Annotated in this window: 9 protein-coding genes; all 9 read right to left on the bottom strand. The window is 42.4% G+C overall.

What is annotated here, in order from left to right; translation table 11 throughout:
- Window positions 1-62 precede the first annotated feature (62 nt).
- Entirely contained in the window at window positions 63-4,541 is a 4,479-nt protein-coding gene (gene gltB, locus MMP72_RS04750) for a glutamate synthase large subunit (RefSeq protein ID WP_241315031.1), read from the bottom strand.
- 499 nt (window positions 4,542-5,040) lie between these two features.
- Window positions 5,041-5,907, bottom strand: a complete 867-nt coding sequence (locus tag MMP72_RS04745) for a hypothetical protein (protein WP_241315029.1) — start codon at window positions 5,905-5,907, stop codon at window positions 5,041-5,043.
- A 16-nt stretch (window positions 5,908-5,923) separates the two neighbouring features.
- Window positions 5,924-7,009 (bottom strand): 3-dehydroquinate synthase, encoded by a 1,086-nt coding sequence (gene aroB / locus MMP72_RS04740; RefSeq protein WP_241315027.1) that lies wholly within the window; start codon window positions 7,007-7,009, stop codon window positions 5,924-5,926.
- A gap of 29 nt (window positions 7,010-7,038) precedes the next feature.
- A complete protein-coding gene (aroK, locus tag MMP72_RS04735; RefSeq protein WP_241315155.1) occupies window positions 7,039-7,599 on the bottom strand; it encodes a shikimate kinase AroK in 561 nt (186 codons plus the stop codon).
- 10 nt (window positions 7,600-7,609) lie between these two features.
- Window positions 7,610-9,742 carry a type IV pilus secretin PilQ family protein gene (locus tag MMP72_RS04730; RefSeq protein ID WP_241315153.1) on the bottom strand — a complete coding sequence of 711 codons (2,133 nt, stop codon included), beginning with the start codon at window positions 9,740-9,742 and terminating at the stop codon, window positions 7,610-7,612.
- 61 nt (window positions 9,743-9,803) lie between these two features.
- A complete protein-coding gene (locus MMP72_RS04725) occupies window positions 9,804-10,331 on the bottom strand; it encodes a pilus assembly protein PilP (RefSeq protein ID WP_241315025.1) in 528 nt (175 codons plus the stop codon).
- Window positions 10,331-11,041, bottom strand: a complete 711-nt coding sequence (locus tag MMP72_RS04720; protein ID WP_241315023.1) for a type 4a pilus biogenesis protein PilO — start codon at window positions 11,039-11,041, stop codon at window positions 10,331-10,333. Before MMP72_RS04720 ends, MMP72_RS04725 begins: the two co-directional genes overlap by 1 nt.
- Window positions 11,038-11,682: a PilN domain-containing protein gene (locus tag MMP72_RS04715; protein ID WP_241315021.1), complete on the bottom strand. Its 645-nt coding sequence runs from the start codon at window positions 11,680-11,682 to the stop codon at window positions 11,038-11,040. The genes MMP72_RS04720 and MMP72_RS04715 overlap by 4 nt, the downstream gene beginning before the upstream one ends.
- Complete coding sequence (locus MMP72_RS04710; RefSeq protein WP_241315019.1) at window positions 11,682-12,740, bottom strand: pilus assembly protein PilM; 1,059 nt, start codon at window positions 12,738-12,740, stop codon at window positions 11,682-11,684. Before MMP72_RS04710 ends, MMP72_RS04715 begins: the two co-directional genes overlap by 1 nt.
- Window positions 12,741-12,845: the final 105 nt, after the last annotated feature.

Below are 12,845 nucleotides of genomic sequence, written 5' to 3'. Positions count from 1 at the left end.
CGTGGGTAGGCGCAGCGATGTCATTCACCTCTGCACCTGCCTATGTCTTTGCAGTCGTAGAATTATTGTGGATCAGCTTGAGTTGTTTTCAAAAGCGTTTGCAAATTAGCAGCTTTTGGTTTTACAAGCCAGAATTTACGACTATAGAAGTCGAACTCATTACGGATTTTGTAGGCCCAAGCACTACCTGTCTCTTGGATATGCTCATCAAGAATACGCAATAAATATTCTTTATGATCTTCCATCGCCTCAGTCGAAATACGATTTAGATCAATGAGTTCATGGTTGTAGTAGTCAACAAAGTCATTATCAAGGTCGAGTACATAAGCAAAACCACCCGTCATACCTGCACCGAAGTTATGGCCCACTTTACCCAGTACAGTCACGACACCGCCAGTCATGTATTCACAACAATGGTCACCTGCACCCTCAATCACCGCAAAGGCACCTGAGTTACGAACTGCGAAACGCTCGCCCGCAGTACCTGCTGCAAAGACCTTACCGCCAGTCGCACCATATAAACAGGTATTACCAATAATCGCCGTATTTTGAGTTTGGAAAGGTGAACCTTTGGGTGGGAAGATCGAGACACGACCACCTGCCATACCTTTACCAACATAGTCGTTGGCATCACCTTCAAGTTTGATATGCAAACCACCTGCATTCCACACACCCAATGATTGACCTGCCGTACCGACAAGATTCATGACCACTGGGCTATTTTCCATGCTCAAGTTGCCGTAACGACGGGCAATTTCACCTGAAATACGTGCGCCAATCGAACGATCACAGTTACCCACTCTGAAGTTAAATGAACCGCCCGTACCCGCTTCAATCGCTGGCAACATTTCTGCCACCATTTGTTCAGCCAATAGACCTTTATCAAAAGGTGCATTGCCCTGAACTTGGCAATATTGCGCCTTGCCTTCCGCTGAAGGGTGAGACGTTAATAATGCACTCAAATCCAAATGTGCATGCTTTTCAGTTTCACCTGAAATAACTTCGAGCAAATCAACACGCCCAATCAAATCTTTCAGCGATGCAACACCCAATGCCGCCAATAATTCACGCGTTTCTTCAGCAATAAACTTGAAGAAGTTAATCAGCATTTGTGGCTCGCCAATATAATGCTCTTCACGCAAATGATCTTGCTGCGTTGCCACACCTGTCGCGCAGTTATTTAAGTGACAAATACGCAAGTATTTACAACCGAGCGCGATCATTGGGGTAGAACCAAAACCGAAGCTTTCTGCCCCCAGAATTGCAGCTTTAATAACATCAAGACCCGTTTTTAAGCCACCATCGGTTTGCACACGGACTTTACCGCGAAGGTCATTTACGCGAAGGGCTTGATGCGCCTCACTTAAACCCAATTCCCACGGCGAACCTGCATGATGAATGGAAGACAGTGGCGATGCAGCTGTACCACCGTCATAACCTGAAATGGTAATAAAGTCAGCGTATGCTTTTGCTACGCCTGCTGCAATCGTACCTACGCCCGGTTCAGACACCAATTTGACTGAAACCATCGCTTGTGGATTGACTTGCTTTAAGTCAAAGATCAATTGCGATAAATCTTCAATCGAATAAATATCGTGGTGCGGTGGTGGTGAAATCAAAGTCACACCCGGAACTGAGTAACGTAAACGTGCAATTAAGCCATTCACTTTACCACCTGGCAACTGACCACCTTCACCCGGTTTTGCACCTTGCGCTACTTTGATCTGTAAAACTTCAGCAGAGGTCAAATACGCTGGTGTTACACCAAAACGACCTGAGGCAATTTGCTTGATTTTCGAGTTACGAATCGTGCCATAACGCGCAGGATCTTCACCGCCCTCACCAGAGTTTGAACGACCACCAATGGTATTCATTGCAATCGCAATCGCTTCATGTGCTTCTGGTGATAATGCACCTAAAGACATACCCGCAGAGTCAAAACGTGGCAAAATATCTTCAATGCTTTCAACTTGATCTAATGCAATCGAATTAGTGGTTTTTAACTTGAATAAATCACGAATCGTTGCGATTGGACGATTGTTGACCAGCTCTGCATATTCTTTAAAGTCCTGATAATCACCTGAACGAACCGCTTTATGTAATGTGTTAATTACATCTGGGTTAAACGCATGGTATTCCTTACCAAATACAAACTTGAGCAAACCACCTTGATCAATTGGCTTACGATGCTGCCAAGCTGTGGTTGCTAATTTTTGCTGGTCTTTTTCTAAATCTGCAAATGTCGCACCTTGAATACGGCTTGGTACGCCAAGGAAACATTGATCCACCACTTCAGAGGATAACCCCACCGCTTCAAACAATTGACCACCGCGATAAGAAGCAACGGTCGAAATTCCCATTTTAGAAAGAACTTTGAGTAGCCCCTTCTCAATCCCTTTACGGAAATTTGCTTGCGCGTAGATTGGATCACCCAATAACTCACCTTTGGCAATCAAATCATTGATCACATCATAAGCTAAATATGGGTAAATCGCTGTTGCGCCAAAACCAAGCAATACCGCGAATTGATGCGGATCACGTGCATATCCGGTTTCAACCAAGATATTCGCGTCAGTACGTAAACCAGTCTTGATTAAATAATGGTGTACTGCACCTGTTGCCAATGCAGAATTTGCAGGCAAGAAACCTTCACGGAAATTTTTATCCGTTAATACGATCAGCGTTTTACCATCACGAACCGCTTGCGCTGCTTTTTCACAAATACGGGTAATCGCCGCTTGTAGACCTTCAGTTTCAGCATAGTTCAGATCAATATCTACAACTGCATAGCCTTCACGTTGTTTTTCAACGTCACGAAGCAACTGCATCTTCGCATTTGACAAGACAGGACTTGCAATGATGATACGATCAGCATGCTCAGGTCCTTGTTCAAATACGTTCTGTTCACGACCGATGCAGGTTTCCAAGGACATCACAATTGATTCACGTAATGGATCGATTGGTGGATTGGTCACTTGCGCAAACTGTTGGCGGAAGTAATCAGAGACATGACGCACTTGGCGTGACAACACCGCCATTGGGGTATCATCCCCCATTGAACCGACAGCTTCTTGACCACTTTCTGCGATTGGGCGTAACAATTGATCGCGCTCTTCAAATGTCACCATAAACATTTTTTGAGCCGCTTTTAATGCATCACCTGTGAGGCCTTGATCAATGAGTTTTTCTTCAAGCTCAGGATTTGCTTTTAAGCGAATAGAATGATCACGCAACCACTCACGATATGGACGCATGTTTTTAAGGTGATTGCTGACATCTTTGGTATCCAGCACTTTACCTGTCAACGTGTCTACAACCAAGATTTGTCCCGGACCAACACGACCTTTCGACACCACATCTTCAGGTTGGTAATCCCATACGCCAATTTCAGACGCAAGGGTAATATAATCATTTTTAGTGATCACCCAACGTGCTGGACGTAAACCATTACGATCCAACATACAGATCGCATGACGACCATCTTGAACCACCAAACCTGCTGGGCCATCCCATGCTTCCATATGTTTCGAGTTGAACTCATAGAAAGCACGTAAATCAGCATCTAAAGTTTCAACGTTTTGCCATGCTGGTGGTACTAGCATACGTAAAGCACGGAATAAGTCCATGCCACCGCCCACCAAGATTTCCAGCATATTATCCAAGCTTGAAGAATCCGAACCTGTACGGTTTACGATTGGATTTAACTCAGTTAACCCTGGTAATAATGGGTTTTCAAATTTTGGTGTCCGCGCCAATGCCCAGTTACGGTTTGCGGTAATGGTGTTAATTTCACCATTATGCGCAAGATAACGGAACGGTTGAGCCAATGGCCAACGCGGTAGAGTATTGGTCGAGAAACGCTGATGGAACACCACAATATGTGAAGTCAAACGCTCATCCGCTAAGTCTGTATAGAAGTCAGCAATCGCTGCTGGCATCATCAAACCTTTATAAGTAATCACCGTTGTGGCTAATGTGGTGACATAAAATAATGGATCATTATGTAATTGTTGTTCTGCACGACGACGTGCTAAAAAAAGCTTACGGTTAAATTCAACCTCAGTTACACCCATTGGACAGTTCACAAGAATCTGTTCAAAAACAGGCAAAGACTGTAATGCAATTTCACCTAAAGCATCGTTATTCGTTGGTACAACACGCCATGTTGCAACCTTTAAGCCTTCCGCTTCAATTTCTTTATTGAGAATATTCTTTGCATTTTGCGCTAGCGCAGGATCAATATTTAAAAATACGGTACCAGCAGCAAAAACCTCAGTTAGAGTTACACCTAGTTTCTGCGCTTCGTCACGGAAAAATTGTTTCGGCATAGCCAATAACAATCCGCACCCATCTCCTGTCTTACCATCAGCGGCAATACCACCACGGTGCGTCATGCAACTTAAACTGTGAATCGCGGTTTCAACTAAATGATGGCTTGATTCACCTTTCATGTGGGCGATCAAACCAAAACCACAGTTATCCTTAAACTCATCAGGTTGATATAAACCTTGAGCGGGAGCTACAGTATTAGGCGATGGCATGTGCATAGCGTACCCTTCTTTAAACATGGCTCTTTCGAGCAACAAACAATCAATTCATTTTCTGCGATATTGCCGATTAACTCATATAAAGTTCAATGCTTCGCGAAAACATTTTTACTGGCGGATTTGCAATATACGCCTTTCTTTTATAAGAATCAGCGCATTTACCATATAAAGTGTTTTCAGTTATTACACCTTAAAAAGGCTTTGTAAAGCAGAAAACTTTCCATTTCACTAAATTAATGAACCATTTAGCACAGGAAAAGATGATGAACAGACAAAATAGCACCACAAAATAGCACCACAAAATAGCACCACAAAATAGCACCACAAAATAGCAAAAAACATGCCAACAAAGCACAAATTTACTAAATCGTTAAAAAAGTTAAAATAACTTTAAATTATAGGAAGTAAGTGCGATCGCAGAATGAACAAAAACGCACCAAAAAGCAGCCACATGCTACAAAAAGAATCATGCAGGCATCATATTAGTGCAAATCTAATTAAACGGATCGCTGATTTCTCGTCTTGAAGAATCTGAATTTTCTTTTATTTTTTCAGCATTTGAAGGCGCTGGAGGGGTGGAATGATTTTGCTGAACACTGACCACATTTCCTTGCGCATCTCGCTGAGTCACGGTGGTTTTAACTGTTGTCGATGCATTGGTCGTTGCACCATTATTTACCGATGCTGTTGCTGATGTTCCCATTAACAAGGACTCATCAACTCGGGGCAACGCAGCTGGCTTCAATTGAATAGCATAGAGTTGATTGGTCGCCAATTTCATTTCATCAGCACCCAAATCATTGACAAAATCCACATAAGTCGCGAGCCGCTGAGCCTTCGGTTGAATAGACTCGGGGAGTGCTAAAGCCAATTGGGAGAATTGACGATTTGCATCTTCTGCACTAGAGAACACACCATAAGCTAACACATATTGTTCGACTTGATCCTGACCACTCAAACGAAAATAAATGAACTTTTTGCGATCTGCACGATTTAACAAAAAGTTTTTAATGATCGTCTCATTTGAACTACGAAAAATCTCCATCACCCACTGACGTTGATTTTCTTTGACAAATTTAGTGCCACGAAACTCTGGTGTATGTTCATTGGTTACAACAACTCGGGCAGTTAAATCCAATGGTCGGACTGCATCTGAGAGCGCGCCTAAATGCGTTGTAGCCGCAACTTTCTCAGGCTGTATCTGAACAGGTACTTCAATCTTAGATGGCTGCTCGACTTCCACCAAGGCATCACTATCGGTAACACCCCAAAATATCAATGCGGCAATTAAACAAGCCAGTGCAAAAACCAGCCAGCTATATTGTTGAATATTTTGCCAAATTGATCGTGACACAGCCATGCTTTCCCTTCGTGATTTATGATGCAGATTGATTTGCTAAAATAGATTGCTTCATGAGCTCAACATCAAAATCTTTCGTAATTATGGCTTGCCCTAATTTCTCAAGCAAAACTAAACGCAGCTGACCATTTAAGACTTTTTTGTCATGCGACATGTAAGCCAAAAATTCATCTAATGGAATTTTCGGACATGATATCGGTAAATGAGCACGTTGAATGATTTTTTTTGTACGTTGCAGATCTTCGGCTGAAATCCAACCAAGACGCTGCGATAAATCTGCCGCCATCACCATACCTGTCGCAACAGCTTCGCCATGCAACCACACCCCATAGCCTAAATAGGACTCAATGGCATGACCAAAGGTATGACCTAAATTGAGTAATGCGCGTTCACCTTGTTCTTTTTCATCATTGGCAACAATTCTGGCTTTGTGCGCACACGAGCGATACACCGCTTCCGCAAGTAAACTTGCATCTCGAGCCACCAAAGCATCCATGTTTTGCTCTAACCAACTTAAGAATTCGACATCGCCCAATAAAGCATATTTAATCACTTCAGCCAAACCTGCTGAAAGTTCACGATCTGGCAAGCTATCCAGCTGAGCCATATCAGCAAGTACCACTTGAGGTTGTTGGAAAGCACCCAACATGTTTTTGCCCAAAGGATGGTTAATCCCTGTTTTCCCACCAACACTCGAATCGACTTGTGATAATAGTGTTGTCGGGACCTGTACAAAATTCACTCCACGCTGAAAACACGCTGAAGCAAAACCAGCCATATCCCCAACAACACCACCGCCCAATGCCAAAACCGTACAATCACGGTTAAAACCAGCTTCTAATAAAGCATCAAAAATTAAATTTAAATGTTGAATATCTTTGTATTGTTCGCCATCGGGCAATATACATTGTGCAACTTGCTTGTTGAGTTGGGTTAATGCATCTGCATAATGCTGCAAATAGAGCGGTGCCACTGTCATATTTGACACCAACATCACTTGCCGCCCATGTAAATAAGGCTCAAGTAACTGTTTAGGGTCCAAATGACTTCCAATAAAAATTGGATAGCGACGATCACCTAACTCAACATATAACGTTTGCATAATTAAAACCAACTAGAGAATCACTTAATTTATTTAGATAGAATAACCTGTAGAATCCGCTGCGCTAAATCTCTTGCTGCACCTTGATTGGTCTCGATTATATAGTCTGCAACCTCACGATACAAAGGATCTCGCAAGGCCAATAAATCTTGCAGTTTCTGTTCGGGATTGTCTACTTGTAATAATGGACGATTTTTATCGCGATAGGTTCGCTGTAGTTGAAGTTCTACAGGCGTATATAGATAAACAACAATACCACGTTGTTTTAAAAATTCTCGATTGCTCGGTTGTGTTACAACACCACCGCCTGTTGCAAGGACAAGTGCAGAACGGGTGGTTAAGTCGTTCAAGACATTGGTTTCGCGTAAACGAAATCCCACTTCACCTTCTTTTTCGAATATCCATGGGATGGTCGCGCCTGTCTTGCGTTCGATCTCATGATCACTATCAATAAAATCACGCCCTAACAGCTCTGCTAAATGTCGACCAACCGTTGTTTTTCCTGCCCCCATTGGCCCTACCAAATAAATATTTGGTAGGGTTTCAAACGCTTTGCTTGGCAATGCGCCACCTATATTAATTGCAATTATTGAAAATATATTAATGATTTCTCGTCAAAGTGTCATTAACAATTCTCGGCGTCACAAAAATAAGCAGTTCACGTTTATTGTCCGATTTCAAATCACGACGGAAAAGCCGGCCAACATAGGGCAAATCCCCCAAGAATGGAACTTTGATTTGTGAACTAATGTTCTCTTGTTCAAAAATTCCACCAAGAACAACAGTTTCACCGTTATCCACCAAGACATTGGTATCAATTGAATTCTTGCTAATTGTCAATTGACCTGTCGGTGTTGGATTACTTGGCGCATCTTTAGTGATATTGAGCTTCATCATCACCTTACCTTCAGGGGTAATACTCGGTGTCACATCTAAGCTCAATGTCGCATCAATAAATTCTGTTTTCGGTACAGCATTGGCACCAGCACCCGTCGAAGATGAATAAGGAATTTTTGTCCCTGATTCAATTTTTGCTGGTTGCTTATCCGCAGTCATCACTTTCGGTGTCGAAATCACTTCACCATAACCATCTGCTTGCACAGCTGAAAGCTCTAGATCCAGCATAAAGTCAGAGAGGCTAATCAAACCAAAAGCGATACGACTTGCACCAGCAGTGGTCGCACCTAAATCTACGTTTAAGTTGTCTGGACGTTCGATCTCGTATTTCCAACCACCTGTGTCGCTATCTTTTTTCGGCTCTCTCAAATTCCACAGGGTGGTATCACTTCCGCCCACCAACAAATCATTATTTCGAGTAACACCTTGTGACAAGATCCCCCACTTCACCCCCATCTCTCGGGTAAAGTCGGTACTCGCTCTCACAATACGCGCTTCGATCATGACTTGTTTGACGGATACATCCAACAAATCAACCATCTTACGAATCTTGTCAATATTCAGTGCAGTATCATTAACAATCAAGGTATTGGTACGCACATCTGCGACCGCACTACCACGAGAACTCAGCAAACTTTCCAAAGCCAGTGAATCTGAATTCGCAGTGCGGTTTGATACACCACCCTTACTATCACGAGAATCTTCAATTAACTTTAAAATATCGGCAGCTTTAGCATAACTGAGTTTAATATATTCTGATTGAATCGGTGCAAGCTTTACACTTTGCGCAATCGCTTTTGCTTCCTCTTCTTCGGCTTTGATCAGCTCTGTAACAGGTGCAATCCAAATCACATTGCCATTACGGCGTTTATCCAAATTTTTGGTTTTCAACACAATATCGAGTGCTTGGTCCCAAGGAACATCTTTCAAACGCAAGGTAATATTTCCCTGTACCGTATCCGCAGCGACCATATTAATATTGGTGAAATCAGCAAGTAACTGTAATACGCGACGCACTTCGATATCTTGGAAATCCAAAGAAATCTTATTGCCTGTATAGGTTTCTGATTTTGCTCTTAATGGTGACTTATCTTCAGGACGTTTTAGGCTAATCGTGAGCTTATTCTCTGCTTGATAGGCCATATATTCATAGCTACCCGCAGACTGGATGGTGATCACCCCATTACCTTTATCGTTATATGCATCAACACTGGCAACAGGTGTGGCAAAATCATTGGTGTTTAAGCGACGTGCGAGATGGGTTGGAATCTTATTGCCCATGGTTCGCACCACGATTTTACTGCCTTGTTGTTGTACATCGACTGGGGTATTACTCCCTAATAAATCAATCACAACCAAGCCTTCACCTTGTTTTCCACGTTGAAAGCCTATATTTGAAACACCTTGTTGTACTTGACGAACCGCAACAGGTGCAGTATTTGCAGCCGCTGGACGTGCCGAATTAATTTTTAAAACAAAAGTATTGCCTTCAACACGTGTTGTAAACGCCCCTGCATCTTTCAAATTGACGATCACACGAGAACGCTGATCATCCGCGGCAACGTCGACGGAACTGGCCTCATTGGTCGATACAGGAATCGATGTCTGTTTCAAAGACTGCTGCGCTTTATCAAAATCTAAAATCAAGCGTGAAGGTTGCTCAAGCTGATAAGCCTGTGGTTGTGGTGGCAAACCATTAAACATGACACGGATTTCAGTTCCCTGATCAGCCAAGCTCATTGGCACAATATTGGTCATACTGACTTGTGCCGATGCAACCTGCATCACTGCAATAGCGACAGCACCCATAGAAAATTGACGGAATGCATGATTCATGGTCTTCGCTTCCCCAAATAAAGAATCTTTAAACTGTTTTTTCATTGTTATTCCCTTAATCTTACGGCGCTGGTCCAATTAAAACGAGTGTTCTCGGTCTTTCAACATAACCTTCTCGCCCATCAGGTACAATTTCAACCAAGTCGATCTGAGTCGGGCTAATTTTAATAATGCGCCCTTGATTCATCCCCAAATAACTGCCGACTTGTACACGCTCAATCTGCCCATCAGGTGTTTGGATTAATGCAATGGTCTCATTTACTCGACCACGCATGCTTCCTTTCATATTCAGGGATTCCAACGCATAGCTTTCTAAAGGCTGAGGTTGACGATTAAAGTTTGGATAAACACGCTTACCCGCCATAATTTTCAATTCAGCTGCCAAAGAGCTTGGCATAAAAGGGCTCTTTAACTGATGTGCTGAATAGTTAAATAAAGGCACTGGCGTAAATACAGGTGCAGGCTCAATTGGCAACGGTGGTTGATTACGAATTTCCGCCATTTTTTGACTCACCGCATCAATACGAGAATCACAACCCACCAACCCCAAACCAATAAACAAACCCAGTATTAACTTATAATGATTCATTAGCGCTGTCCTCCTTGAGCAGGTGCATTAGCAACCTGATCATCAACACCAACATAACGATACGTTTTGGCTTTCACCGTATAACTCACCACAGGAATATCAGATTTTTTCTGAGTATCGGCTTTTGCTTCAACCGTAAAATCATGCAAAGTGACAATGCGTGGTAACGCTGCAATCCCAGTCGCAAAAGCACCAAAGGCATGATAATCACCCGTTGCTTCCATACTGATCGGCTGCTCAATAAAGAACTCTTGTTTAATTTCTTTTTCTAAACGGATATTTTTAAACTTCAGACCTGAATTTACGCCTGTTAAGTTCATATCCTCAACCAAACTTGGAATTTCAGTTTCTTTCGGCAGTTGCTCTAATTGCTGATTAAAATTCGCTTCCATCTCTTGCAATTGCGTTTGGTACTGCTGCAAATTACGTAATTTAGATTCTTTTTCTTTAAACTCATTCAACAAGCTTTGCTCTCGTGCTTGTGCATTAGCAATGGTTTCCAATTGCTTCTGAACCACCACAAAATAGCCTAGTGCTGCGACAGCTAAAAGAATAAAAATCCAACAGGTGACTTTGACAGAGAGAGGCCAACTGCCATAGTTATTCATATCCAAGGTATTAAATTGTTGGAAGAATTGCTCTACTGTCATTTTTTTCTTCTTTACAGCAACACTGTCTTGATTGAGATCATTTAATTCATCTTGACTCATTGTGCCACCCCCACTGTTCCTGATGCTGCTGTCTCTGAAGCTGGGTCTGCTCCAACTGCTGTACCGATTTCACCCAAGTCGACAGTGACCACAAAACTTCCATAATTCTCTTCTACACGAGGAACCAAAGAGCTGGCTGTTTGATTTTTTTTCTCTTCTGCTGCCAAGAATGAATTCATGAAGGCATTGCGATACCAAGGAGATGCTTCTAAATTACGCAATAACTCAGCAACGGTATTTGGGCTTTCTGCCTTGCCTTCAATGCTGAATTTATCGCCTGTCCGTGTAAATTTGGTGATGTACATTGTGGGTGGTGTCACACGAACCAGCTCATCAACTAAACGTACAATCACTGGACGTTGCCCTTGTAAGCCCTGAATCAACTTCATTCGTTCAATAATGGCATTACGACGTTCTTGCAAACCTTCTAAAGACTTGAGCTGTACATCCAAGTTTTGATTGGTACTGACAATAAACTGATTGGCTTGTTCCTGATCATTCAACTTATGATCAAAATACATCCAAGCTGTAAATACAGATGCAATTCCTAATGCAGCCACCCCAACACAAAATGCGACAAATTGTTTCTTTCTTTGTTCTCTTAGCTCATCGCGCCAAGGGAGTAAGTTAATCTTTGCCATTAATCAAAACTCCTCAATGCCAAACCACATGCAACCATCAATGAGGAAGCATCATTTTCAATTTTTTTAATATCGATTTGTGGAGAAAAACCCATTTGTAGAAATGGATTGGCAATCGTTACTCGGTAACCCAATTTTTGTTGTAATAACTTGGCTAGACCTGGAATATTGGCATTCCCCCCAGCCAGCAAAATATGATCAATCTCGTTGAATTGAGAGGATGAAAAAAAGAATTGCAGCGAGCGTGCAGCTTGTTGCACCACAGCATCCAAGAACGGCTCAAGCACCTCGATGTCATAATCGTCTGGAAGTGTTCTTTCTTTTTTGGCACGTCCAGCTTCTTCAAATGACAGGCCATAACGACTTTGAACATCTTGAGTCAGCTGTCGCCCCCCAAAGACTTGTTCACGTGTATAGATGATTTTACCCTTTTGCATCACCGATAACGTGGTCATGGTGTGCCCGATATCTAAGATGCCAACGGTATTTGCGCCCATCGGCAAGGTATCCGAAAACACGCTAAAAGCGCGCTCCATCGCATAACTTTCAACATCGGCTGTTTTTGCGTTTAAGCCAGCGAGTTCAAGCACCTCTACACGCGTATCGACATTCTCTGTACGTGTAGCAACGAGAAGGACGTTCACCCGATTCTGATTAACCAATCGATCAGGTAAAACTTCAAAATCAAGACTTACTTCATCTAATGGGAACGGAATATATTGCTCAGCATCCATACGAATTTGAACTTCACGCTCTTCATCCGTCATATCAGCATCCATCTCTATGATTTTATTAATCACCATAGAAGTCGGTACCGCAATGGCAACATTGCTGGTATGCGGATTGGCGAGGTTCACCACTCTTTCAAGTGCATCACCTACCGCCTCTGGGTTCAAAATGCTTTTTTCCACCACGCTGTTTTCAGGCAATGGCATCACTGCATAACTTTCAACCCAATATCTACCGTTCTTTACAGAGAGCTCCAATAATTTAACAGTTGTCGAACTAATATCGACACCCACTAACCCCTTATTTGGTTTACGATATAACCTGAGCACAGTATTTTCCTATTTATTTTTTTATCCCCAAAAATACAACACACTAATTTGTTTTGGTCTTTAATTAATACGGATACAATAACCCATCTAACAATCCGTATGTCT

Origin of the sequence: Acinetobacter sp. NIPH 2699 (genome assembly GCF_022549355.1) — a bacterium.
Classification (GTDB): Bacteria; Pseudomonadota; Gammaproteobacteria; order Pseudomonadales; family Moraxellaceae; genus Acinetobacter.
The sequence above is the reverse complement of the archived record's forward strand: the minus strand, read 5'-3'. Positions and strand labels throughout refer to the sequence as shown.